This is a genomic window from Aquimarina longa SW024 (genome assembly GCF_001401755.1).
GTDB lineage: Bacteria > Bacteroidota > Bacteroidia > Flavobacteriales > Flavobacteriaceae > Aquimarina > Aquimarina longa.
The window spans coordinates 56,516-81,766 of record NZ_KQ474103.1 but is presented as its reverse complement, the minus strand read 5'-3'; the positions used below and the strand labels follow the sequence as shown (position 1 = coordinate 81,766).

General features: G+C 31.0%; 22 protein-coding genes. 13 read left to right on the top strand and 9 right to left on the bottom strand.

Features of this window, described 5'->3' with window-relative positions; translation table 11 throughout:
• Positions 1 to 66: 66 nt before the first annotated feature.
• The 4 genes from ilvB (at position 67) to ilvA (ending at position 5,422) form a co-directional block, all read left to right on the top strand.
• Positions 67 to 1,800, top strand: coding sequence for a biosynthetic-type acetolactate synthase large subunit (gene ilvB / locus N456_RS18145; RefSeq protein WP_062060245.1), 1,734 nt, complete (start codon positions 67 to 69; stop codon positions 1,798 to 1,800).
• 61 nt (positions 1,801 to 1,861) lie between these two features.
• Complete coding sequence (gene ilvN / locus N456_RS18140) at positions 1,862 to 2,395, top strand: acetolactate synthase small subunit (protein WP_062060243.1); 534 nt, start codon at positions 1,862 to 1,864, stop codon at positions 2,393 to 2,395.
• 184 nt (positions 2,396 to 2,579) lie between these two features.
• Positions 2,580 to 4,055: a ketol-acid reductoisomerase gene (gene ilvC / locus N456_RS18135; protein ID WP_062060241.1), complete on the top strand. Its 1,476-nt coding sequence runs from the start codon at positions 2,580 to 2,582 to the stop codon at positions 4,053 to 4,055.
• Positions 4,056 to 4,156: 101 nt separating this feature from the next.
• On the top strand, positions 4,157 to 5,422 hold the full coding sequence (ilvA, locus tag N456_RS18130; RefSeq protein WP_062060239.1) for a threonine ammonia-lyase: 1,266 nt from the start codon (positions 4,157 to 4,159) through the stop codon (positions 5,420 to 5,422).
• 241 nt (positions 5,423 to 5,663) lie between these two features.
• Here the strand turns inward: ilvA and N456_RS18125 are convergent, their stop codons facing one another.
• Entirely contained in the window at positions 5,664 to 7,382 is a 1,719-nt protein-coding gene (locus N456_RS18125; RefSeq protein WP_062060237.1) for a T9SS type A sorting domain-containing protein, read from the bottom strand.
• A gap of 941 nt (positions 7,383 to 8,323) precedes the next feature.
• On the opposite strand from N456_RS18125, the gene N456_RS18120 reads away from it, so the two are divergent.
• The 9 genes from N456_RS18120 to argH all read left to right on the top strand — a co-directional run bounded on the left by N456_RS18120 (position 8,324) and on the right by argH (position 17,413).
• Positions 8,324 to 8,965 carry a GNAT family N-acetyltransferase gene (locus N456_RS18120; protein WP_062060235.1) on the top strand — a complete coding sequence of 214 codons (642 nt, stop codon included), beginning with the start codon at positions 8,324 to 8,326 and terminating at the stop codon, positions 8,963 to 8,965.
• Entirely contained in the window at positions 8,953 to 10,143 is a 1,191-nt protein-coding gene (locus N456_RS18115) for an argininosuccinate synthase (RefSeq protein ID WP_062060233.1), read from the top strand. Before N456_RS18120 ends, N456_RS18115 begins: the two co-directional genes overlap by 13 nt.
• Entirely contained in the window at positions 10,140 to 11,117 is a 978-nt protein-coding gene (gene argC / locus N456_RS18110; protein WP_062060231.1) for an N-acetyl-gamma-glutamyl-phosphate reductase, read from the top strand. Before N456_RS18115 ends, argC begins: the two co-directional genes overlap by 4 nt.
• A gap of 33 nt (positions 11,118 to 11,150) precedes the next feature.
• A complete protein-coding gene (proC, locus tag N456_RS18105; RefSeq protein WP_062060229.1) occupies positions 11,151 to 11,945 on the top strand; it encodes a pyrroline-5-carboxylate reductase in 795 nt (264 codons plus the stop codon).
• Between the two features lie 28 nt (positions 11,946 to 11,973).
• Complete coding sequence (locus N456_RS18100; RefSeq protein ID WP_062060227.1) at positions 11,974 to 13,116, top strand: aspartate aminotransferase family protein; 1,143 nt, start codon at positions 11,974 to 11,976, stop codon at positions 13,114 to 13,116.
• Between the two features lie 10 nt (positions 13,117 to 13,126).
• Positions 13,127 to 14,074: an N-acetylornithine carbamoyltransferase gene (locus N456_RS18095; protein WP_062060225.1), complete on the top strand. Its 948-nt coding sequence runs from the start codon at positions 13,127 to 13,129 to the stop codon at positions 14,072 to 14,074.
• A 4-nt stretch (positions 14,075 to 14,078) separates the two neighbouring features.
• Entirely contained in the window at positions 14,079 to 14,858 is a 780-nt protein-coding gene (argB, locus tag N456_RS18090) for an acetylglutamate kinase (protein ID WP_062060223.1), read from the top strand.
• An 87-nt stretch (positions 14,859 to 14,945) separates the two neighbouring features.
• Entirely contained in the window at positions 14,946 to 16,106 is a 1,161-nt protein-coding gene (locus N456_RS18085; protein ID WP_082422585.1) for a M20 family metallo-hydrolase, read from the top strand.
• A gap of 29 nt (positions 16,107 to 16,135) precedes the next feature.
• Positions 16,136 to 17,413, top strand: coding sequence for an argininosuccinate lyase (gene argH / locus N456_RS18080; protein WP_062060221.1), 1,278 nt, complete (start codon positions 16,136 to 16,138; stop codon positions 17,411 to 17,413).
• A gap of 452 nt (positions 17,414 to 17,865) precedes the next feature.
• On the opposite strand, the gene N456_RS18075 is transcribed toward argH, so the two are convergent.
• From N456_RS18075 to N456_RS18040, 8 genes are all read right to left on the bottom strand, one after another.
• Positions 17,866 to 18,753, bottom strand: coding sequence for a PhzF family phenazine biosynthesis protein (locus N456_RS18075; RefSeq protein WP_062060219.1), 888 nt, complete (start codon positions 18,751 to 18,753; stop codon positions 17,866 to 17,868).
• A gap of 60 nt (positions 18,754 to 18,813) precedes the next feature.
• Positions 18,814 to 19,344 (bottom strand): sigma-70 family RNA polymerase sigma factor, encoded by a 531-nt coding sequence (locus N456_RS18070; RefSeq protein ID WP_062060602.1) that lies wholly within the window; start codon positions 19,342 to 19,344, stop codon positions 18,814 to 18,816.
• Positions 19,345 to 19,753: 409 nt separating this feature from the next.
• Complete coding sequence (locus N456_RS18065) at positions 19,754 to 20,662, bottom strand: hypothetical protein (RefSeq protein WP_062060217.1); 909 nt, start codon at positions 20,660 to 20,662, stop codon at positions 19,754 to 19,756.
• Positions 20,649 to 21,083, bottom strand: coding sequence for a hypothetical protein (locus N456_RS18060; RefSeq protein WP_062060216.1), 435 nt, complete (start codon positions 21,081 to 21,083; stop codon positions 20,649 to 20,651). The genes N456_RS18065 and N456_RS18060 overlap by 14 nt, the downstream gene beginning before the upstream one ends.
• 222 nt (positions 21,084 to 21,305) lie before the next feature.
• Positions 21,306 to 22,106: a type 1 glutamine amidotransferase domain-containing protein gene (locus N456_RS18055; protein ID WP_062060214.1), complete on the bottom strand. Its 801-nt coding sequence runs from the start codon at positions 22,104 to 22,106 to the stop codon at positions 21,306 to 21,308.
• 78 nt (positions 22,107 to 22,184) lie between these two features.
• On the bottom strand, positions 22,185 to 22,769 hold the full coding sequence (locus tag N456_RS18050; RefSeq protein WP_062060212.1) for a Crp/Fnr family transcriptional regulator: 585 nt from the start codon (positions 22,767 to 22,769) through the stop codon (positions 22,185 to 22,187).
• A gap of 317 nt (positions 22,770 to 23,086) precedes the next feature.
• Positions 23,087 to 23,815, bottom strand: coding sequence for a hypothetical protein (locus N456_RS18045; protein WP_062060210.1), 729 nt, complete (start codon positions 23,813 to 23,815; stop codon positions 23,087 to 23,089).
• A 447-nt stretch (positions 23,816 to 24,262) separates the two neighbouring features.
• Positions 24,263 to 25,054 carry a hypothetical protein gene (locus N456_RS18040; RefSeq protein WP_062060208.1) on the bottom strand — a complete coding sequence of 264 codons (792 nt, stop codon included), beginning with the start codon at positions 25,052 to 25,054 and terminating at the stop codon, positions 24,263 to 24,265.
• Positions 25,055 to 25,251 lie beyond the last annotated feature (197 nt).

Here is a 25,251-nt window from a genome sequence, read left to right as displayed (position 1 = left end):
GATCAGAATCTAAAAAAAGTCTAGACTCTAGTTTCTAAAAGTCTAGCCTCTAAAAATTAGGAGTGTATGGAAACACAAACGCAAACGATAAAAAAACAAACTAAAATGTCAACTGAGCGTATGACGGGAGCAGAATCAGTAATTCGATGCCTTTTAGCAGAAGGAGTAGATTTAATTTATGGATACCCCGGAGGGGCAATTATGCCAGTTTATGATGAGTTATATAAATATAGAGATCAACTACACCATGTATTAACAAGACACGAACAAGGAGCAACCCATGCAGCACAAGGGTATGCTAGAACTAGTGGTAAAGTGGGAGTCGCTATTGCTACTTCGGGACCAGGAGCTACTAATTTTGTAACAGGAATAGCAGATGCTCAGATTGATTCTACACCAATGGTTTGTATTACAGGTCAAGTAGGATCGAGCCTCTTAGGATCTGATGCGTTTCAAGAAACAGATATTATTGGGATTTCTACTCCAATTACTAAATGGAATCATCAAATAACTAAAGCCGAAGATATTCCTGCTGTATTAGCAAAAGCCTTTTATATTGCTCGTTCAGGAAGACCAGGTCCTGTATTGATTGATATTACAAAAGATGCACAATTTGAGGAATTAGATTTTGTATATGAAAAATGTAAAGGAGTACGGAGTTATAAACCAGTACCAGAAACAGACCCCAAAAGTATAGCAGCAGCAGCAAAACTTATAAATACTGCCAAAAAACCAATGGTAGTATTTGGACAAGGAGTTATTTTGGGAGAAGCCGAAGAAGAATTAAAAAGTTTTATAGAGAAAGCAGGAATCCCTTCTGCTTGGACAATTTTGGGGTTATCAGCATTACCAACAGCTCATCCATTAAATGTAGGTATGGTAGGTATGCATGGTAATTATGGACCTAATAAATTGACTAATGAATGTGACTTGTTATTAGCTATAGGAATGCGTTTTGATGATCGAGTTACAGGTAATTTGGAGTACTATGCTAAACAAGCTAAAGTTATACATTTCGAAATAGACCCAGCAGAGGTTGATAAAAATGTAAAAGCAGATGTTGCTGTTATGGGAAATGTTAAAAATACATTAGCACAATTACTCCCTTTAGTAACACAGAGTTCTCATGATTCTTGGTTGAAGGAATTTAGAGATTATGACACTATCGAGTATGATAAGGTTATAAAAAATGAATTATACCCTAAAAGTGAAGGATTATCTATGGGAGAAGTACTTAGAGGGATTAATGAAGAAACCAAAGGAGATGCAGTTATTGTATCAGATGTAGGACAGCATCAAATGATAGCTTGTCGTTATGCTGAGTTTATAAAAACCAAGAGTAATATCACTTCTGGAGGATTAGGAACAATGGGATTTGCTTTGCCAGCAGCTATTGGTGCAAAAATGGGAGCTCCAGAAAGAGAAGTAGTCGCTATAATAGGAGATGGAGGTTATCAGATGACAATACAAGAACTGGGAACAATTTTTCAAACAAAAGTACCTGTAAAGATTGTAGTGTTAAATAACGAATTTTTAGGAATGGTACGACAATGGCAGCAATTGTTTTTTGATAAACGATATGCGTCTACAGAAATGGTAAATCCTGATTTTGTAAAAATAGCAGAAGGATACCATATCAAGTCTAAAAAAGTAACTCGTAGAGAAGATTTGCAAGAAAGTATTAAGGAAATGATAGCTTGTAAAGATTCCTATTTCCTAGAAGTATGTGTAGAAAAAGAAAATAATATATTTCCAATGATTCCTACCGGAGCATCGGTTTCTGATGTACGATTAGAGTAATAAAACTTTGTTTACTTAACCCTAGAGATTATAGTATATACAACAATATAATATAGTAATAATGAAAAAAGAGAATTATACCATTTCGGTATATACCGAAAATAATATAGGATTGTTGAATAGAATTTCTGCAATATTTTTAAGACGGCATATTAATTTAGATAGTATGACCGCATCTGCCTCAGAAATAAAAGATGTATTTAGATTTACAATTGTAGTAAAGTTAACAGAAGATCAAGTAAAAAAAATTATAGGACAGATAGAAAAACAAATCGAAGTTATTAAAGCTTTTTATCATAAAGATGAGGAGACTATTTATCAAGAAACAGCTTTATTTAAGGTGGCATCAAAGTTATTATTTGAAGAACGCCAAATTCAGAATGTCATTAAAAACAGTAATGCAAATATTGTTACCGTTACTCCAGAGTTTTTTGTTATAGAAAAAACAGGAAGACGTAGAGAAGTAGAAGCATTATATCATAAATTAGAACCATTCGGTTTAATGCAATTTGTTCGCTCTGGAAGAATTGCAATAACAAAAGAAAAGATGCATATATCTAAAATCATAGAAAATTTTGGAATGGAAACAGCATAAAGAATTAGGAATAACATCTTTTTTTGATTGTTATTCTAATACTGGTCAAAGTATTCAAATAAGAAAACATAGTGAAATAGCCTAGCTCTTGAATTTATTTCAGAAATACACTATAAAAATAGAACAACTAAAAATAAAACTAAATCAAATTTCCTAAAGGAAATCACAACAAATTAATAAAGAAATGGCAAATTACTTTAATACGCTATCATTACGAGATCAATTAGCACAATTAGGAAAATGCAGATTTATGGATTCTGAAGAATTCTCATCAGGAGTCGATGCATTAAAAGGTAAAAAAATAGTGATCATTGGATGTGGAGCTCAAGGACTTAACCAAGGGTTAAACATGAGAGATTCGGGGTTAGATATCTCATATGCGCTTCGTGAAGCAGCTATCAAAGAAAAGAGGCAATCTTTTAAAAATGCATCAGAAAACGGATTTAATGTAGGAGCATATGAAGCATTAATTCCTAATGCTGATGTTGTGATTAATTTAACACCAGATAAACAGCATACACAAGTAGTAAATACAGTAATGCCTCTTATGAAAAAAGGAGCTACATTATCATATTCACATGGATTTAATATTGTAGAAGAAGGAATGCAAGTACGAGACGATATTACTGTAATTATGGTTGCACCAAAATGCCCAGGATCAGAAGTAAGAGAGGAATATAAAAGAGGATTCGGAGTACCTACATTAATAGCAGTACATCCAGAAAATGATCCTCAAGGACACGGTTTTGATCAAGCAAAAGCTTACGCAGTAGGAACAGGAGGAGATAGAGCAGGAGTGTTAGAATCATCATTTGTTGCTGAAGTAAAGTCAGATCTTATGGGGGAACAAACTATTCTCTGTGGACTATTACAAACAGGTTCTATTTTATGTTTTGATAAAATGATAGAAAAAGGAATCGATGCAGGGTATGCCTCTAAGTTAATTCAGTATGGTTGGGAGACTATTACCGAAGGATTAAAATATGGAGGAATCACAAATATGATGGATAGATTATCTAATACGTCTAAAATTAAAGCATTTGAACTTTCTGAAGAGCTAAAAGATATTATGCGTCCATTATTTCAGAAGCATATGGATGATATTATTTCAGGACATTTTTCTAAGACAATGATGGAAGATTGGGCAAATGATGATAAAAACTTATTATCCTGGAGAGCTGCTACAGGAGAAACTGCATTCGAAAAAACTCCTGCAGGCGATGTAGAAATATCAGAGCAAGAATTTTATGATAATGGAGTATTAATGGTAGCTTTTGTAAGAGCAGGAGTAGAATTAGCTTTTGAGTCAATGACAGACTCAGGAATTATAGAAGAATCAGCATATTATGAGTCTCTACATGAGACTCCACTGATCGCTAATACAATTGCACGTAAGAAATTATTCGAGATGAATCGTGTGATTTCTGATACAGCAGAGTATGGTTGTTATTTATTTGATCATGCTTGTAAACCTCTATTAGTTGATTTTATGAAGAACATAAATACAGATGTAATAGGAACGTTTTATGATGAAGGAAAAAACAAAGGTGTTGATAATGCCAAATTAATAGAAGTAAATGCAGCAATTAGAAATCACCCTATAGAAGTTATTGGAGCTAGACTAAGAGCCTCTATGACTGCAATGAAACCTATAGTATAAATTATTTATTTGTTTACCCGGGTCTGTTAAAGTTGTTTAGATGTGTATTGTATAGTCTTTAATGGATCTAGGTGAACTAAATATGGTATTGAATTTTAATTATGAGTAGTATAACCGATATATATTTTCCTAAGCTAGAGGATATCCAAAAAGCCGCTTCTACTATAAAAGAAGTAGCTATGGTTACACCTCTTATGAATAGTATTCGGTATTCTCGTAGATACGAAGCTAATGTTTTGTTGAAAAGAGAAGACCTTCAGCGTGTTCGTTCTTATAAAATTAGAGGAGCTTTTAATAAAATAAGTTCACTTACTACGGCACAACTAAAAAAAGGAGTAGTGTGTGCTAGTGCAGGAAACCATGCACAAGGAGTAGCGTTTGCTTGTAATCATATGAAAATAAACGGTACTATCTATATGCCTTCTGTAACACCAAAACAAAAGGTAGAGCAAACAAAAATGTTTGGAGGTGATTATGTAAAAATAGCTCTTGAGGGAGATACATTTGATGACTCTTTTAATGCAGCGATGGAAATTTGTAAATCCGAAGGAAAAACATTTGTACATCCTTTTGAAGATCCAAAAACGATAGAAGGACAAGGAACAATAGGGCTCGAAATTTTTAAACAAGCAGATGTGCCAATAGATTATATTTTTGTAGGTATTGGAGGAGGAGGGCTAGCTTCTGGGTTATGTGGAGCAATGAAGGCTTTGTCCCCAAATACAAAAATTATAGGTGTAGAACCAGAAGGCGCACCTTCCATGTTATCTTCTATCCGAAATAATGAGAATACCAAAATTTTTGATATCGATAAGTTTATTGATGGTGCTGCAGTTCAAAAAGTAGGAGGTCTCAATTTTGATATTTGTAAAGAATACCTATCAGATATGTATACGATCCCAGAAGGATTGGTATGCCAAACAATCTTAGATTTATATAACAGAGATGCTATTGTAGTAGAACCAGCAGGAGCACTTACTTTGGCGGCGCTCGAATTTTATAAAGATAAAATCAAAGGTAAAAACGTAGTTTGTATTGTAAGTGGTAGTAATAATGATATTACACGTACAGCAGAGATAAAAGAAAGAGCATTGTTATATGCAGGATTAAAACATTATTTTATAGTTCGTTTTCCACAAAGAGCAGGAGCATTAAAACAATTTGTGGGAGAAGTATTAGGCCCTAATGATGATATCACTCATTTTGAATATTCTAAAAAATCAAGTAGAGAAAACGGTCCAGCAGTAGTAGGGATTGAATTAAAAGATAAGAAAGATTTAGAGCCTTTGATTTCTAGAATGAAAGCACTAAATTTCTTTGGAGATTATCTAAATGACAAACCAGATTTGTTTCAGTTTTTAGTTTGATTATCCTATATAATATTTCTAATTAGTAGAACCATCTTAAGCTATGGATTGATTAGTTATAGTGTTAATCTTATCATACATAAATATGGTATGAGCATTAAAAATCAAGACAGCATCATACATTAAGAAGCTTTCTAAAACTAGTTTTAGAAAGCTTCTATAATTAATTCTTTAATAGCGTTGTATCATTTCCTTTTATGACTAGCAAAATACATACTCATTATTATAAAAAAATGATATACTATTTAGAAATAATAATTTTTTTGATAGAGGATGATAAATCTTCATTTGTGGTTTTTAAGAAATAACTACCTTTAGGTAACTTTAGAACAGAAACTTTTAATAAATTATCATTTACTTTTTTAATAGTATAGTTTTTTCTATGAATAATTTTTCCAGAAATATCTATGATATCAACAACCTTTATTTTAGAATATTCTACGTTAGATTTAATAAATAGATTATTTTGGACGGGGTTAGGATATATAGAAATATTCTGAGAAGAATTTAATTCTTCTCTTAATAAGGTTTTATTATTTTTGTTACTATCGATACCATCAATTAAAAGAAGATCACTATTGGGAGCTAAATATTTCTTATATAGAGAAAGTGTACGAGAAAATTTAAGATAACGATCATATGATTTAGGGGTATGACAATATGAAGTTCCAGACTTCAAGCTTCCTGTAACTTGTCCATTTGGATTAAATAAAGGAGAGCCAGAAGAACCTCCTTCGGTAATTCCTAGTTGCCATTGCACAGACCAAAAAAAGTTATATTGTCTTGTATTAAAATTAAACCCATGAGTACCTCTGTAGCCATTTTTTATATGAGATGTAAAACTAAATTTTTTAATATCACCCTGTGGATGATGAAATCCATAGCTGTATGGAGGGATTACTCGATCAGTATTCCAACCACTATAATACACAAAATAATTTTCAGGGATGTTTGTAGAAAGTTTTAAGAGCGTAACATCAGAAGCTGCTTTTTCTTCTTTAGTTATGGTGTTATTAGGTCCTTCATGTAAAATTTTTGACTCATCCGGTTTTAATATCTGAGCACCAGATATTGATAATTGCATAGATGGGTTTTGTTTAGGGTTTTCACAAGTATTAGATTGATAGTTAAATATAAATCTAGACGTTTCAGCAGAGAATTTTTTAAAACAATGATTAGCACTAATTAGATAAGGAGTTTTATCCATGTTAGTGTTGTTTATGAGTACTGCTGAGCAAAATCCAGTTCCTTGATTATCAATAATTAATGCAACAGACCTTAATTGATTTCTATGAGGTTGGGCTTTTTTACAAGACGCATTAACGTTACAATGGTCAGAATCTCCAAAATTTTTAGTATTAATTTCTGATTTGTATATAGCATCAGCTATTTTAAAGATATCCTCATAATCATGTGCTACAGTAGAAATCTGTAATGCAGGTCGCTCTGTAACACTAGAATGTTGATAATATTCTATAATGACATTATCCCCTTTTATAGGAGTGATTCCCAGTTTGCGATAGGGTTTGTTGTTTTTAGAAGTAAAAGCTCCTTTGATATCAGAATGTTCCTTATTATAAAAAAATAATTTTGACCCCTTTGGTAAATAAAAATCAGAAAATGTGAAATTTAAGGATTTAGCTCCCTTAGATTGAATTTCTAATAACCAATATTTATCTCCATTTGGTTTAGTAAACCATCGCCCTGTATTGTCTGGATTTATATTTACTTTATGAGCATAAGCAAAACGATGAGGAACGTCTTTTTCTCTGTTTTTTGTTAATCTTTGTTCTTGTTGAATTTTGATGAAATCAATTAAAGGCATGATTACTTTTGGAATCGTTATTGATTTCGATTTACTTTCATTGAGAAAGTGAGGAGTTCCAGATTCACTAATTTGTGCTTTAATACCCAATCCCCAAATTAAAGAAAGAGAGAGTAAATACATTTTTTTTTTCATAACAATAATATTTAAGTAGTTAATAATGATAATAAATATAGAATCAATTTTTGTTGTTTAATTTGATTTATATCTAATTAACTGAACTTTAGGTTTAATTGTTTTTTCTTTAAGATATAGTACTTCCAAAGCCTTTTTTATATCTTTTGCCTAAGAAAAAATAATTGAATGTAAGATGTTTGATAAAAATAAATGACAGGTTGTTTCAATTTTTCAAAAGATTATGTGAAAGAAGAAGTATGTTAGATATTTTAATTCTATTATGTTTTTAAAAATAATACTTCATTCATAATTAAAAATCTTGATTTTGATCTTCAAGCATCTCTAAAAAAACTGTTGTATAAGATTTATTTTCTCCATTTATGAAGTAAAAAAATATCATATTGACTAATAAAACTAACTAATTTTAAAAAGGCTTTAAAAATTAGTTAGTTTTACTTAAGATATACCTTACCTATTAAATTTTTACGTAATATTGCACTATCTAGTTAACGAAAGGGGCTATAGCCGACGATTTAGAGTTACTATTATGAAAACGGTAAATTACATATCTACAGAAGTTAAGGTTCAGTTTTTGAACACATTTGGTGATACCACTATTCCTACACGCCGCTTTCGTCGCCCCTTGGGGGTTTAATTTTCTTCTGAAATAGGTGCGCCCTATTTCCTATTTAAGTGCCAAATTTATTTAAGTAAAATTTATTTTAAGCAAAGATATAGAGCAGATTTCTTATTGTTTAAAAAATGCATCTCACCAACAAGAGAGCTAAAACTACTTATTCAATTTAGATGTTTATAAAAATCAGAAATAATTTAATATCAAAACTTCTTTAATAAATGTAAATCGTTTATAAAATGGGACACAATAGTATATTTTATAGTTATAAAGATCATTGTTGTTTTAAAATCTGTTTGACCACTAAAAAAAGAAAAACTGACAGATGAGAAAAATAGAGATCATAATTGCTGATGAAACTCATTTTCATTATGCAAAAGAAATATGTGATGTGATATCTGATTCAGCCAAAATAAGAGGAACTGGTATTGCTAAGCGTACCCCAGAATATATACAGACCAAGATGCAAAATAAAAATGCTATTATAGCTTTATCAGGAAAACAATTTGCTGGATTCTGTTATATCGAAGTTTGGGGACATGAAAAACATGTAGCACATTCGGGGTTAATAGTACATCCAGATTTCAGAAACTTAGGATTAGCAAAAAAAATTAAGGAATTTACATTTAATCATTCCTTAAAAAAATATCCTACGGCTAAGATATTTGGGATAACAACAGGATTAGCCGTTATGAAAATCAATTCTGAGTTAGGATATAAACCTGTTACATTTTCAGAATTAACAGATGATCCTAATTTTTGGGCAGGGTGTAAAACATGTACAAACTATTCTATTTTAACTTCTAAAGATCATAAAATGTGCCTATGTACAGGGATGTTATATGATCCATCACAAAAGAAGAAGAAAAAACAGAAATGGTTTGATAAAAAAGTATTAAAAAGATTAAAAAAAATCAAGCAAACTATGCTTACAAACAATATAGAATTAGTGTTATGGAAAAAGTAGTATTAGCATATAGTGGAGGATTAGATACCTCATATTGTGTAAAATATCTTATTTACGAGCAAAACTTAGAGGTACATTCCATTTTGGTAAATACAGGCGGGTTTTCAGAAAAAGAGTTAGATGAAGTAGAAAAGAGAGCATACAAATTAGGAAGTTCTTCTCATATTAATAAAACCATATTGGATGACTTTTATAATAAAGCGATTAAATATTTGATTTTTGGAAATGTTCTAAAAAATAATACCTACCCATTATCAGTAAGTGCAGAGCGAATTTTTCAAGCAATCGAGGTGATTAACTATGCTAAGAAAATAGGAGCAAAATATATAGCACATGGTAGTACAGGAGCCGGTAATGATCAGATTAGATTTGATGTGATTTTTCAAACTTTAGCCCCAGAGATAGAGATTATAACTCCAATTAGAGATTTAAAACTTTCTAGAGAAGAAGAAATGGCATATCTTCAAAAACATGGGGTAGAGTATAGCTGGGAAAAGGCACAATATTCTATTAATAAAGGTATATGGGGAACAAGCGTTGGAGGAAAAGAAACACTAACTTCTCATAGTACTTTACCAGAAACAGCATATCCTAGTCAGCTTCAGAAAGAAGAAGAGGAAACAATCACTCTTAATTTTAAAAAAGGAGAGCTTATAGGGATAAATGGTCATAAAGATTCACCAGTTAAGAATATTCAAAAACTAGAAAAAATAGCAAGTGCCTTTGCCATAGGAAGAGATATTCATGTAGGAGATACTATTATAGGAATTAAAGGAAGAGTAGGTTTTGAGGCAGCAGCACCAATGATTATTATAAAAGCACATCACCTACTAGAAAAACATGTACTTACCAAATGGCAACAATATTGGAAAGAGCAATTAGCTAATTGGTATGGAATGTTATTACACGAAGGGAATTATCTCGATCCTGTAATGAGAAATATAGAAGTATTTATGGAAGATGCTCAGAAATCGGTAACAGGAGATGTAACCGTATTATTAAAACCATATCATTTTACATTACAAGGAATTGAGTCTGATTATGATATGATGAAATCAGATTTTGGACAGTACGGAGAGATGAATAATTCTTGGACATCAGACGATGCAAAAGGTTTTATTAAAATCTATGGTAATGCTAATAAAATATATCATAATGTAAACCCAAGTGAATCATGATACAAGTAGGAATTATAGGAGGGTCAGGTTATACAGCAGGAGAATTATTAAGGTTATTGGTACATCATCCACAAGTACAATTAAATTTTGTATACAGTACTACTAATGCAGGAGTATCAATTTACAAACAACACCCTGATTTGATAGGGGAAATAGATCTTAAATTTACAGATACTGTAAACTCTAATGTAGATGTATTATTTCTATGTTTAGGACACGGGAGATCAAAATCATTTTTAGAAACAAATACTTTTTCAGAAAGCACTAAAATAATTGATTTAGGAAATGATTTTAGATTACATAAAGATAAAAAATTCTTAAGGAGAGATTTTGTATATGGCTTACCAGAATTACAAAAAGAAAAAATCGTATCAGCTACAAATATTGCAAACCCAGGATGTTTTGCAACAGCAATTCAATTAGCAATATTACCATTAGCTTCAGCAGGTAGATTAAAAGATACAATACATATCAATGCAACTACAGGAAGTACAGGAGCAGGAGTAATGCCAGGAGGAACGACTCATTTTAGTTGGAGAGATAATAATTTTTCTAGTTATAAAGTATTTACACATCAACATTTAGGGGAGATTGAGCAAAGTATAGAACAGTTGCAAGTAGGTTTTGATGCCCCATTATTTTTCATTCCTAATAGAGGTAATTTTAGTAAAGGGATCTATGCCACATTATATACGAAATATGAAGGGGATGAAAATGAAGCAAAAGAGTTATACACATCATTTTATTCAGATGCACAATTCACTATGATTTCAGATGAAGAAATCCATTTAAAACAGGTCGTAAATACGAATAAATGCATCCTACACATCAGTAAAAAAAATGGGATGTTGATCATTACATCAGTGATTGATAATTTAATTAAAGGAGCATCAGGACAAGCTATTCATAATATGAATCTAATGTTTGGATTAGAAGAAAAAATGGGGTTAGAATTAAAAGCAAGCGCCTTTTAATGTAGCTGTTATATTGACAAAATAAACAATATCATGAATAAATTAACAATTATAGGAGGAGGCAACTTAGGTAAATCAATCCTGTCAGGATTAGCCAATAGTACCATGTTTGAAGTAAAAAATATTACTGTAGTAGATAAATCAAAATATAACTTAACAGCAATAGAAGAAGAACTTGGTGTATCGACTTCACAAGATATTACAACATCTATAAGAGGTGTAAAATGGGTGATTCTCTGTGTACAACCAAGACAATTAGATATTGTTTTGAAGGAAATTAAAGACATCGTAACAGCAGACCAAATATTAATCTCTACTGTAACGGGGATATCAATTGCTGAAATTAATGAAACAATCCCTATTAATAAAGTAGTAAGAGTAATGCCTAATACAGGAGCATCTAAGAAATTATCAATGACTTGTATTGCTGCAAACGAAGAAGTAAAAGAAGAATTAGAAATCGTTCAGAAAATGTTTGATACTATAGGTGAAACCTTAGTGATTGAAGAACGTTTAATGCAGGCAGCAACAGTTTTGGGTGCAAGCGGAATTGCTTTTTTTCTCAGATTTTTAAGAGCAATGATACAAGGAGGTATTCAAATGGGGTTTCACCCTCATGAGGCGCAAATTATAGCAGTACAAACAGCTATTGGTGCAGCAACATTAGTAGCAGAAAATGGAACACATCCAGAGCGCGAAATTGATAAAGTAACAACACCCCAAGGATGTACTATAGAAGGTTTAAATGAGATGGAACATCAAGGATTAAGCTCATCTGTAATAAAAGGAGTAATGGCTTCTTATGAAAAAATAAACACCATAAAATAAATAGTAAGATCAACCAAAAACGAATATTATGAAACTATTTGATGTATATCCATTGTACGATGTAGAACCGGTAAATGCTTATGACTGTATAGTGGTGGATAAAAAAGGAAAAGAATATCTCGATATGTATGGAGGACATGCAGTGATTTCGATTGGTCACTCACATCCTCATTATGTAAAACAACTTAAAGAGCAATTAGAGAAAATAGGTTTCTATTCTAATGCAGTACAAAATAGTTTACAAAAAAAGCTAGCAAAAAAGCTAGGAGAATTATCGGGGTATGAAGAATATCAATTATTTATGTGTAATTCTGGAGCAGAAGCTAATGAAAATGCATTAAAACTAGCCTCTTTTCATACGGGTAAATCTAGAGTAGTTGCATTTTATAACGGTTTTCATGGTAGAACTTCCGCTGCCGTTGCCGCAACAGATAATGCAAAGATCAATGCACCTATAAATAAACAGCAAAACGTTACTTTTTTACCATTAAATAAAATAGAACTTGTAAAAGCAGAATTAGAAAAAGGGGATGTATGTGCTGTGATTATAGAACCAATACAAGGAGTAGGAGGATTGGATGAAGGAACTACAGAATTCTTTACAGCATTAGAAATCTTATGTAATGAATTTAAAGCAGTTTTAATATTAGATGAAGTACAATCGGGGTATGGACGAAGTGGTAAATTCTTTGCACATCAATATCATGGGATTACTCCTGATATTATTTCTATAGCAAAAGGTATGGGAAATGGTTTTCCTGTAGGAGGTATACTTATAGCACCACATATACAATCTAATTATGGTATGTTAGGGACTACTTTTGGAGGGAATCATCTTGCCTGTGTTGCCGCATTATCTGTGTTAGAAGTTATAGAAACCGAAAATCTCATAGAAAATGTAGCACTAGTAGGAGATTATTTTTTATCTCAGATAAAGCATCTTTCCGGAGTGCAAAAAGTAAAAGGAAAGGGGTTGATGTTAGGTTTAGAGTTTGATTTTGAAGTTAGTGAATTAAGAAAAAAAATGATCCACGACCAGCATATTTTTACAGGAGGAGCAATGAACAAAAAATTATTGAGAATCCTACCGCCTCTAACGATAGGCAAAAAAGCGATAGACCATTTTATAAAAGCATTACAAAATGTAGGAACTGAAGTTCCCATTATTTAAGATAAAAAAAATGAACAATTACTTTTCTATACAGGATATAGATTCATTATCTGATTGGGTAGATGAAGCTATTAAAATAAAGAAAAAACCATTAGCAAACACAACATTGGGTTTGGGTAAAACTATCGGATTACTTTTTTTTAATCCTAGCCTTCGTACGCGATTAAGTACACATAAAGCAGCTTTAAATCTAGGGATGGATGTAGTTGTTATGAATTTTACAGCAGAAGGGTGGTCACTAGAATATGGCGATGGCACTATAATGGATCAAGGAAACTCAGAACATATAAAAGAAGCGGCGCAAGTAATTTCTCAGTACTGTGATATATTGGCGATACGAGCTTTTGCAAAATTAAAAAATAGAACAGAAGACTATAATGAAAAGGTGTTGAGTGGTTTTATAAAATATGCTTCTATTCCTGTTATTAATATGGAAAGTGCTACAAGACACCCATTACAAGCATTAACAGATGCTATAACAATTACCGAGTATAAAAAAATAAATAAACCAAAGGTTGTATTATCATGGGCGCCGCATCCAAAAGCTTTGCCCCAGGCAGTTGCTAATTCTTTTGTAGAGATGATGCAACGTATGGACGCAGATTTTGTAATTACCCACCCCCAAGGGTTAGAGTTAGCCAGTCAGATTACTAAACAGGTGCCTATTGATTACAACCAAGAAAATGCATTAAAAGATGCCGATTTTGTATATGTAAAAAATTGGAGTTCTTATATTGATTATGGTAAAGTAGATCATAATAATACTGCATGGAAAATTACAGAAGAAAAAATGAAGCTCACTAATAATGCCCAATTAATGCATTGTTTACCAGTAAGGAGAAACGTAGTAGTCGATGATAGTGTACTAGATAGTGAAACTACTATTGTAATCGAGCAAGCAAATAATAGAACGTATGCAGCTCAATTAGTCTTAAAGAAAATACTTGAAAAATTTTAGAAATATGAATAATAAATTGTTAGTAGCTAAAATAGGAGGTAACATTATAGAAGATGAAAACGCTTTAGCTTCTTTTTTAGGTGATTTTTCTAAAATAGAGATCCCAAAAATTTTAGTTCATGGAGGAGGAAAATCAGCAACTAAATTGGCTGCTAAATTAGGAGTAAAAACAGAGATGATTGATGGAAGAAGAGTCACTTCTTTAGAGAGTTTAGATAGTGTAGTAATGACCTATGCAGGATTGTTAAATAAGACGATTGTTGCGAGATTACAAAACCATAGATGTAATGCTTTAGGATTAACAGGAGCAGATGCTAATGTAATTATAGCAGAGAAACGACCAGTACAATTTGTTGATTATGGGTATGTAGGCGATGTAAGCAAAGTAGATCATAAAATTATTAAAGCATTTTTAGATCAGGAGATTACACCTGTTTTTTGTGCAGTTACGCATGATGGTCAAGGGCAATTATTGAATACTAATGCAGATACTATTGCATCCAAAATTGCTGCAGAGATGAGTACTGATTATGAAGTGTCGCTTTATTATTGTTTTGAATTAAAAGGAGTGTTAGAGAATATCAATGATAAAGACTCGGTAATCGAACATATCAATTTAGAAAAATATACTGAATTAATGAATGCGGGGATAATTGCAGATGGGATGCTTCCTAAACTTCAAAATTGTTTTGAAGCATTACAGAAACAAGTAAGTACAGTACATATTGCCAATGCAAGTTTTATAAAAGATAATACCACTAAACACACCACTTTAAGCCTATGATTAGTTTGGCGCATAAGCGCTTAAACAATAAAGAGGTGATAAAGTGAGCGTATTAATGATTCGATAATTAGTTTTAAAAATATAAAAATGGAAAAGTTAGAGAATGCTAAAAATAATTTGCAAATAAATAACAGTGATGGAGAAGTACTTGGGGGCTTACATGCTCAATTACTCCATGATTCGAAAATTAAAGAGCTAACAGATCTAGCAATAGAACTTTTACATAAATTAATAGAGACTCCATCTTTTTCATCAGAAGAAGATAGAACAGCTCAACTGATTGAAAACTGGTTTATAAAAAATGATATTCCTTTTAAGAGAGAGAACAATAATATATGGGCATACAATAAATATTATGATAACTCTTTACCTACTATTCTATTAAACTCTCACCATGATACGGTAAAACCAAATGGAAATTATACTAACGATCCATTTAAAGCTTTTGAAGAGGGAGGAAAATTATTTGGTCTGGGAAGTAATGATGCGGGAGGATGCTTAGTTTCATTGATTGCTACATTTACGTATTTTTATCAAAAAAGAGATCTAAAGTACAATTTTGTGATTGTAGCGTCAGCAGAAGAAGAGAGTAGTGGTCCATTAGGATTAAAAAGTGTATTAAAATATATTGAGAATGTAGATTTTGCCATTGTAGGAGAACCAACATTAATGCAATTGGCAGTTGCAGAAAAAGGATTATTAGTGCTAGATGTATCAGTAAAAGGAACAGCTAGTCACGCAGCACACCCTAATAATGATAATGCCATATATAATGCGATACCAATAATAGAGTGGTTTAGATCATATCAATTCCCGAAGGTATCCGATACTTTAGGGAAAGTAAAAATGACAGTTACACAAGTTAATGCCGGTAATCAACATAATGTAGTACCAGCAAGTTGTGATTTAGTTATTGATATTAGAGTAAATGATCACTATAACAATGCGCAGGTTTTAGAGAGTGTATTACAAGCGATGCCAGATGGAGTGGAAGTAACTCCCAGATCATTAGATTTAGGATCTTCTTCAATAGCAATAGATCACCCTGTTGTAAAATCAGGGGTACGATTAGGAAGAACTACTTATGGGTCTCCAACATTATCAGATCAATCTGTATTAAATTGTCCTTCATTAAAATTGGGACCGGGAGATTCTACTCGATCACATTCAGCAAATGAATATATCTATACCGAAGAAATCAGAGAAGGAGTAGCTCTGTATATTGCTATTCTAGAAGGAATACTATAATATATTAAAATGATATAAATTACGATACAATGAAACTTTGGGATAAAGGACTGCCAACAGATAAAAAAATAGATGCATTTACTGTAGGTAATGATAGACAGTTAGATTTGATAATTGCAAAGTATGATGTACAGGCAACATTGGCACATGCTAAAATGTTATACAAAATAGGTTTACTCTCTGATGAGGATATTTCAGGAATCGAACGAGAATTAACTAATCTGGCAGAAGATATTGAAAAAGGAACTTTTATAATAGAAGATGAGTTTGAAGATGTACACTCCAAAATTGAATTTGAACTAACACAGCGCATAGGAGATGCAGGTAAACGAATCCATACCGCTAGATCGCGTAATGATCAAGTATTAGTGGCAATGCATCTATATCTAAAAGATGAATTATTACAACTTAAATCACAGATTAAAGAATTATCTAATCATCTATTAATTGCAGCAGAAAAATATAAGAATGTGCTATTACCAGGATATACACATTTACAGATTGCAATGCCGTCCTCTTTTGGGTTATGGTTTTCTGCCTATGCAGAAAGTTTTATAGATGATTTATATTTTGTAAACGCAGCCTTAAAAGTAGTAGACCAAAACCCGCTAGGAAGTGCAGCAGGATATGGGAGTTCGTTTCCGATAGATAGAGACTTTACAACTAAAGAATTAGGTTTTGAAACATTAAAATATAATGTTGTAGCTGCCCAAATGAGTAGAGGGAAATCCGAAAAATCAGTAGCCTTTGCCATGAGCAGTATAGCAGGAACATTATCTAAATTTGCGATGGATGTGTGCTTGTATATGAGTCAGAACTTTAGTTTTATACATATTCCAACAGAATTTACAACAGGATCGAGTATTATGCCACATAAGAAAAATCCAGACGTCTTTGAGTTAATAAGAGGGAAGTGTAATAAGATTCAGGCATTACCCTATGAATTAAGTTTGTTAACTAATAATTTACCAAGCGGATATCATAGAGATATGCAATTGCTAAAAGAAGGGATTATACCAGCAATTCAGAATTTAAAAGCATCTATAGAGATGACAACGTATGCTTTGGATACAATTAGGGTGAATACTACTATCCTAGATGATACTAAGTACGATTATCTGTTTAGTGTAGATACATTAAATAAATTAGTGATGCAAGGCATGTCTTTTAGAGATGCTTATATAAAAATAGGTCAGGATATAGAAAAGGGAAACTATAAACCAGATAAAAATACAACACATAGTCATATTGGAAGTATTAATAATTTATGTCTAGAAAATATTAAAGAAAAATTAAATAAAGCTTAATGAAAGGTTGTTTTTTTAATAAAGCATAAAGAAATAAAATATTTTTAAGTGTTGATTATTAGATTTTTATGAAAAAATAGGGAATAATCATAAAAATTATTTATCTTAATATAATAGGAAAAAAGAAATACTTAACATGGTTGACAACTCTAAGTCTTATACTTTGATTTATGATTTTTTGTCAAATATCCCCAAAACATGTTTTATAGAATACTATGTAAGAGAAGCTGAAGCAGGTTTAATTGAGTGTAAGTTGAGTTAGTTTAATTTTACGTTTCGGCCTAGACCCCTAGAGGAGTTGTTAACCACTAGGGGTTGTTTTTTTACCTTTATCTAGCATACATTACACCTTTTAGTTATCGGAGATGAATTCCCTTATGGGTAGTTCTATATGCGAGTTTTAGTATGATACTTAATTATTTTAGTAGGGGTATTTGATGATGTATTGATTTTTAGCTATTTATTTTGATATTTAGTTTTGTTTTTACAAGCCCACTACCCCCTGCCATTACACTCTTTATTTTTTCATTTTTAATTACTAAATCTACGATGATTACACTAGGTGATGGTATGTTCATATACTTACCTTGTTGTATATTATATCGTTCTTTCTTGAGTTTTAAAATATCAAATAAATAACAAGCAAGAGGTCCTGCTGCCATTCCTGTTCCGGCTTCTTCTAAAATACCGTAATAAGGTCCAAACATTCTTGCGGTAGCATCTCTCTTAGGATTCTCTGTTTTAGTAGAAAATACATAATATCCAATTAAATCAAACTCTTGACTAATTTCACTTATTAGATTTAAATCAGGAATCAGGTTTTTTAAAATAACTTCATTTTTTACAGGAATTAGCATGAATGAGTTTCCTGTGTTTACTAGTTTAATAGGAGCATTATGTATGAGGTCATTTTTTTGTAATCCTAAAGATTTTAAAATTAGATGTTCCTTTGAACTCACGTCTATATATTTTGGAGCTAATTGTTCCATAAATGCTACCTCTCCCATCATGCATATTTTTCTTTTTCCATCTATAGTTTCTTTAGAAGTACAATCGTTTTTTAGAATTCCTATTTGTTTTAGGTAAGAAAATGTAGCTACTGTGGCATGTCCACAATGTGCTATTTGTTTGTTTGGGGTAAAGAAATCTAGCTTAAAGTCTTCGGTTTTAGATTCTGAAACAAAGGCAGTTTCTGATAACCCTACTTTTTTTGCTATTTCAAGTTTATTTTTATAGGATAACTTATCTGCGTTTAAGACCATACCCGCAGGATTACCACCTTTGTCATTTTCTACAAAGGCATTAATAATGTGTACTTGTATTGTTTTTGACTTGTCCATTGTTTTTTTTATTAGTTATATCTAATGGACGAGATGATCTATAAAAAGACGTAGTAAATGTTAAGTATTTTCGAAACCTAGTAATTTCCCTGAGTCATCTGATTCAGTATTAGGACAATCTAAAATATTTTCTCTTAGAATTTCTCTAGCTTTTTGAACTCTTGATTTAGTCCCTGAGTAAGATATTTTTAAATGCTCTGCTAATTCTTTTTGGGAATAATTATGAAAAGAAGTTAGAACAATTGCTTCTTTATGCTGAGAAGATAGGTTTTCTATTTTTTGATTGATACAATTACTAAGTTTTGAATAATCGAAATTTTCAATTTCGGTTTCAGGAATGTCTATATCATCTATGGAGGTATTTTTATGGTTTGCTTTTCTGAAGTAATCTAGAATTGTATTTCTAGCGATTTGATATACCCAAGATGTGAGTTTCGAAGTGTGTTTTAGTTGATGTATTTTGGTCTGAATTTTTAAAAAAACTTCTTGATGAATGTCTTTTGCTATTTGTTCATCTTTTATTTTTCCTAAAATAAACTTGTAAAGTTCTTCATTTAAGTCAATCCAAATAGTATTGATTTCATTTTTCACAATTTCATTTTTTATGTTATAGATGCATCGTACTAAAGATAATCTTAGTACCATTACTTAAAATCGTTTATGCAGTACTAACGAAGATAAGTTATTAGGTCAATAGAATTTACAAGGCTAGGTGTTATATTTATACAAAACTAAGAAATTTTCTTTTTGCCTAATGGGCAAGTAAAAGGTATTTTAAAAATTACTAAAAGTACTATCGGTTAGCTCTTTCTTATATTAATGTTAGTTTCTTTTGGGGGTAGTTTTTAGTATTCTTTTTTGATTTAATCTAGGGGTATTGTTTGCCTCATATATAGATATATAGAAGTAGAGTAGGCTGATGTATTATTTGTATAGAAAACCTGTTAGTGCGGTTTTCCTCGGGGGTTGTTTTATTGTGTAGGGGTGTTACCATTCGTTTTTATTCAAGTACTAACCTTAATCTAGCAGATATCGTTTCAAATTCTTGATCTTCAAGCGCAGTATATGGATTTGCTCCTTTTTGGAATCCATATGAAATACCTACAGAGGATTTCTTATCGATTTTGTACTGAATACCGGCTGATAAGGTATGAAGCGTATTTAAATCTTTTTCTGTATTTCCAAGAATTTCTGTTCTTACATTAATATGATACTGTACCTGAAAAAAATCAGGTTGTTTAATTTGGTTCATTAATCCACTAAGAGGCAGTAATTTAATACTAAAAGAGGCATCTCCGAGTAAAACATTATCATAACCACCTAAGTAGCTAATTCCAAAATTATGGTTATGTGTAACCGTAAGAATTTTTCCAAAGCCTTTGTTTATATTTATTAAACGAGTATTGGTTTGTAAAAACCTCAGGTTCTTACTTCGCTCGAGTGAAAATGAAGTACCCAGATTAGCAATAAAGGATTTTTCTTTTTTTAGTACATTATAAGAATGTTTGAATGTTGCATTTGTGATAAACCTTGCTTTGGTAGCTTGCTCTGTTTTTCCGTCATAGTTGATTGTTTTCTTTTTAATCAAAAAATCTTTTTCTAAGGAAACTCCGAACTGTCTATTATCTTGTTCTTTAGAGATAAGAGTATTTTTATGAATCTCATTTAGTATTCCAATACTATAATTTGATGTTCCGATACTATCTAATTTTAGTTCTAAATATCCATTAACAAGCCAACTGTTATCAAGTGTATCATTTTTAGGAAATGTTGCTAAAACCTGCGCTGACTTATTTTTGGTTAATTTATTAGTAGTAGATTCTCCTATGGTGATGCTAATATTTTGGGAGTAAGCACTTAGTGATGTACAAAAATAAAATAGGAGTAGTATTGCATCATAATTTTTCATACTTACTCTGTATTAGTGAAACTACATCTGCAATTTTTTTACACTTTTTTATTTCAGTCAAGGGAATTTTCTTTAATTTTCTAAGGTCATACTCAGGTTTATATTTCTTTACAAGATTTTTTAGAACAAGACTAGCTTGTTCTTCTAACCCTCCTGGTCTTGTTATAAAATTTTCATTGATTCCTAGATAAATTTTCATAGTAGATTCAGGAAATATCTTATTACCATTTGTATATGGAGAAAGTCTATATCTTACTCTTTTAAAGGTTTCGTCTCCGGTTTTTAGGTCTGATTCTATTTCAGTTACAATTTTTGAAAGCGTTTTAAGCACATTAGGGTCTCCAGTTTGCCCCATGAATCTTTTTATTACATCGAGCAAAAGAATTGTTTCTTTGTCGTCAATTTCAAATTCTATTTTCATGGTTCAATTTTTTTTAGTTTGTTGTCACAGAAATTGTCTTAAATATTAGGTAGCAACTTCAGTAAATATATAAAAAAGCGACTTTGATAGTATCAAAGTCGCTTTTTTATGTAATATTGTTGTTAATATTACTCCCAGTTTGCTTTACAAATCCGTAAATTTTTCTTTAGAGTTGCTTTCCAAGCTTATTTTATATCTTCACTATATGATTATGAATGTTTTTTAGTTCAATTTTTCTAATAAAAGTTCGGCAACTAATTCAGAAGAGGCAGGGTTTTGTCCGGTTATTAATAGACCATCTTCTACAGCATAAGGATTCCAATCTGCTTTTTTAGAGTAGATACCACCGTTACTTTTTAGCATATCTTCTACCAAAAAGGGAACAATAGAAGTCAATTGAACAGCTTCTTCTTCTCCGTTGGTAAATCCGGTTACTTTTTTTCCATTAACTAGGGGTGTTCCATCGGTGTTTTTGGTGTGTTTAAAAATAGCTGGAGCATGACAAACAGCAGCAACAGGTTTATTATTTTTATAAAAACCTTCTATTAAGGCGATTGAATTTTTATCTTCTGCTAAATCCCATAATGGTCCGTGTCCTCCGGGATAAAATATAGCATCATAATCTGCTTGGTTTACAGTTTCTAATTTTACTGATTTAGATAAGATTTCTTGGGTTTCTTTATCGTCATTAAATCTTACTGTTGCAGGGGTTTGAAAATCGGCTTCATTACTTTTTGGGTCAATTGGTGGTTGTCCTCCTTTTGGTGATGCTATAGTGATTTTAATTCCTTTATCTTTTAAGATATAATAAGGAGTTGCAAATTCTTCAACCCAAAAACCAGTTTTGTGTCCTGTATTTCCTAAGTCTTCATGGCTTGTTACTACAAATAATACTTTTTTCATTGCGATATTTTTTTTGGTGTTAGTGCTTATTTTTTGCTTGATAGGATTACTTTCTTTTGTGTTTTTACTACAAGAGAAACATAAAACTATACTGATTATCATTATTGTTATTCGTTTCATTAGAGAATGAATTGATTGTTTGGGAGTGACAAAATTATAATGAAAAAAGGGGGTAGAAATTGATGTATGGTAATAAACCTAATTATTCGTTAGTTCTTTTCTAATTCTACTTAGGCTTTCTGTTGTAATCCCTAGATAAGAAGCGATATGATAGTTTTTTATATTCTTTTCGATATTAGGGTAGGTATGTATAAAAGAAACGTATCTTTCTTTGGCTGATTGTGTTAAACTGGCTAATATTCTCTTTTGGAAGCTTACAAAAGCTCTTTCCATTTTTTTTCTAGAAAAAGTTTCTAATTGTGGTATTTTGCAAAACAAATCTTCCATACTTTTTCTAGAAATTTTATATAGAGTTGCATCCTGAATAGTTTCTATATTCATTATGGCTTTGGTTGTAGTAAAGAAGGCTGTATAGTCACTTATCCACCAATCATTGATCGCGAATTGTAGGGTGTGTTCTTTACCAGATTTGTCAATAAAATAAGTTCTTAAACATCCTTCATAGACATAATATTGATTGTTAACTATCTCTTCTGCTTTTAGTAGGGTGCTTCCTTTTTTTAAACTCAATTTTTCGATATTACTTTCGATAAGGTTTATTTCTTTCTGTGAGAAAGAGACGTCTTTAAAGATTTCTGATAGGATTGAATTGTTGAGGCTCATTTACAGTATACTTTATACGACTATACAGATATGAGTATAGCAATACCGATTCTATTTTTTTACAAATCTAACTTATTTTTTACTGATTAAGTGAGATTTTAATGTTCTGAGGCTTGCCTCGATACCAAAACTATTTTTTTAACAAATGCCTTGTATGTTTGTTCCGAGGTGGTTTACTCTTTTTTTGAGATTAAGTTTACGCCATATTAGAGTATGATAATAGGTAGGAGAGAACCCTCATAATTGCATTAGAAGGCTATAGGTCTTAATAAGGTAAAACTTTTTAGATATACTTATACTATAAGTATTAGCATCTATTAAAAATCGGAGTAGGTATATTCATAGTTGGATCGGAATTGAGTATTAATTATAAATTCTTTTTTAGAGGATATTTTCATTAATTTTAGCTGAATGTTTCCTTGTATCAAAAACGTATTTCTGGTCATACCTTTTCCGTCAGAAATTTCTATGAATTCTTTAGTTCCTGGTATTTTTTTTATAGACTGGATATTAAATTTATTGTTATCATCAGGCAATACAATAAAATCAAAATGTATAACTTTTAGAAAATCTTCTTCGCTCATTTTTCCATATGTTTCTACCATTTTTTGATAAGTACTTAAGCTTAATGCTTTCATACAATAAAATTTATCGTCTTTTTTAAGGACACTTTGATCATTTTCAATCCCTTCTATACTATAACTGCCTACCTGTAGTTTATGAGGTAAAGAGTTTTTTAGTGCACTAAAATAGATTTCATGAATTTTATCATCAAAAACATCTTGGGGTATCTCGAAATTAAATTTACTCTTTAACCCAATATCTTTAGTTCCTGTACTGCTAAAATTATAACTAACTTCTTTTATTTCTTTATCATTTACTTGAAACTTTAAATAGTTTTCTGAGGGGGTATTAGAGTCATCGTAGTGAGTATGATTTTCTGTATGTATAGTTTCTTTTGGGGTTGTATTCTTATTTTCTGGTTTAGAGGTATTTTTACAAGAAAAGGTTGTAAGAAGTAGTAGGAGTAAAAAAAAATCTTTCATTTTGGTTTGGTTATATGGTGGTTAATAGTAGTGTAATTTCTATAAATTTAACCTATTTTTTATTGTTTTTCTTGATTATGTTTATGATATAATAGAATGTTGTATGTAGTAGAGGTTAAGAATCCATTGTAATTTGTTTTAAACAGCACTTTAAATGAAATTAAGCTTTTTTTAGGTATGTTTATAATTCATTTTTGGTTTTTTAAAGTAGCTATTGATATCTAGCGGTACTATTTATTATCTAGTTAAAGGTTAAAATTCTTCAATTTTATTGCAGTTATTTTAGGTGCGATACATTTTTACAGGTTTGTCATTCCTAACTTGATGTGGAATCTATAATACTAGTTATAAGAATGGGGTCTTGCTTATGTAGGAATGATAATCTTGTGGTAGAAAAAGAATGAAATTCTTTTATTTAAAACTATGGGTTTTCATATTTATAGTGGTTTATTTTCTGAATAGTTTTTTCCAAAACCCTTTTTTTTCTTTTTTCTTATTGGTTGCAATATTGGTTACTTGATATTCTGCGTTTGATACTATTTCTCCTTCTTTTAGGTTTTTCTTTTTTTCAATTTCGGCGATTTGCTTCATGGCCGTTTGTTGGTATAGTATTGCACCTTCTGGGTCACAATTAAACAGGTTAGAATAACAAGAGGAACTATTTAAATCTATTGGATTAGGTTCTATAACTTCTGTAGCTTCTAATAAACCTAATTCATTGTCTTTTGCAAAAGTTAGTGCTTTTAAAAATACATCAATTCTATGATGTGAAAATAAGTTATCTAATTCTTTTTTAATTTCAGGATTATCTGCATAGTCATTTATTAATTCGATGACTTTGTTTTTTGGAATATAGACACCCGAACAATAGTTTTCAATAATTTGATTATTGACATTTTTAGTTAATTTTTCATTTGGGACTATTTCATTCCATTTTTTAAAATACTGCTGTAGTGATGGATTTTCTGAAAATGAAAGGGCAGCGCCTCTGGTATAGAAAAATTGTTGAAAAAAGCCTTGTACTATTGCAATATTATATCCGTGACTTTTATCAAATATATCATCGATTTTTGTTTCTAATCCAATTTTTATAGTTTCTGCATATTTTTCTTTGTAGAACTCTTCAATTTTGTTTTCAGTCGTTAATTTTTCGATTAGATTTTGATTATCTAATACATCAAAATACCATTCCTTTATTTGATTTTCTGATATTGGATGATAGCTTATATCCCAGCCCATATTCTTGTTTTTTTAATTCCTCATTGAAGGTTTAATTCCACGAGGTTTGCTTAGACATCAAAATATTTTTTTTTCAAAAACATACCTCGTGAGTTTGCTCCGAGGTTGTTGATTTACGTTTTATACTACGTTGCGTATATTGATTACAAATCTAACTTATTTTTTTATCTCTTTTTAGATTACATTTATAATATAGT

What these genes read in the sequence shown, in the direction of transcription:
- ilvB (WP_062060245.1), top strand. Translation starts at nt 67, where the DNA reads ATGGAAACACAAACGCAAACGATAAAAAAACAAACTAAAATGTCAACT.
- ilvN (WP_062060243.1), top strand. Translation starts at nt 1,862, where the DNA reads ATGAAAAAAGAGAATTATACCATTTCGGTATATACCGAAAATAATATA.
- ilvC (WP_062060241.1), top strand. Translation starts at nt 2,580, where the DNA reads ATGGCAAATTACTTTAATACGCTATCATTACGAGATCAATTAGCACAA.
- ilvA (WP_062060239.1), top strand. Translation starts at nt 4,157, where the DNA reads ATGAGTAGTATAACCGATATATATTTTCCTAAGCTAGAGGATATCCAA.
- N456_RS18125 (WP_062060237.1), bottom strand. Translation starts at nt 7,382, where the DNA reads ATGAAAAAAAAAATGTATTTACTCTCTCTTTCTTTAATTTGGGGATTG.
- N456_RS18120 (WP_062060235.1), top strand. Translation starts at nt 8,324, where the DNA reads ATGAGAAAAATAGAGATCATAATTGCTGATGAAACTCATTTTCATTAT.
- N456_RS18115 (WP_062060233.1), top strand. Translation starts at nt 8,953, where the DNA reads ATGGAAAAAGTAGTATTAGCATATAGTGGAGGATTAGATACCTCATAT.
- argC (WP_062060231.1), top strand. Translation starts at nt 10,140, where the DNA reads ATGATACAAGTAGGAATTATAGGAGGGTCAGGTTATACAGCAGGAGAA.
- proC (WP_062060229.1), top strand. Translation starts at nt 11,151, where the DNA reads ATGAATAAATTAACAATTATAGGAGGAGGCAACTTAGGTAAATCAATC.
- N456_RS18100 (WP_062060227.1), top strand. Translation starts at nt 11,974, where the DNA reads ATGAAACTATTTGATGTATATCCATTGTACGATGTAGAACCGGTAAAT.
- N456_RS18095 (WP_062060225.1), top strand. Translation starts at nt 13,127, where the DNA reads ATGAACAATTACTTTTCTATACAGGATATAGATTCATTATCTGATTGG.
- argB (WP_062060223.1), top strand. Translation starts at nt 14,079, where the DNA reads ATGAATAATAAATTGTTAGTAGCTAAAATAGGAGGTAACATTATAGAA.
- N456_RS18085 (WP_082422585.1), top strand. Translation starts at nt 14,946, where the DNA reads ATGGAAAAGTTAGAGAATGCTAAAAATAATTTGCAAATAAATAACAGT.
- argH (WP_062060221.1), top strand. Translation starts at nt 16,136, where the DNA reads ATGAAACTTTGGGATAAAGGACTGCCAACAGATAAAAAAATAGATGCA.
- N456_RS18075 (WP_062060219.1), bottom strand. Translation starts at nt 18,753, where the DNA reads ATGGACAAGTCAAAAACAATACAAGTACACATTATTAATGCCTTTGTA.
- N456_RS18065 (WP_062060217.1), bottom strand. Translation starts at nt 20,662, where the DNA reads ATGAAAAATTATGATGCAATACTACTCCTATTTTATTTTTGTACATCA.
- N456_RS18060 (WP_062060216.1), bottom strand. Translation starts at nt 21,083, where the DNA reads ATGAAAATAGAATTTGAAATTGACGACAAAGAAACAATTCTTTTGCTC.
- N456_RS18055 (WP_062060214.1), bottom strand. Translation starts at nt 22,106, where the DNA reads ATGAAACGAATAACAATAATGATAATCAGTATAGTTTTATGTTTCTCT.
- N456_RS18050 (WP_062060212.1), bottom strand. Translation starts at nt 22,769, where the DNA reads ATGAGCCTCAACAATTCAATCCTATCAGAAATCTTTAAAGACGTCTCT.
- N456_RS18045 (WP_062060210.1), bottom strand. Translation starts at nt 23,815, where the DNA reads ATGAAAGATTTTTTTTTACTCCTACTACTTCTTACAACCTTTTCTTGT.
- N456_RS18040 (WP_062060208.1), bottom strand. Translation starts at nt 25,054, where the DNA reads ATGGGCTGGGATATAAGCTATCATCCAATATCAGAAAATCAAATAAAG.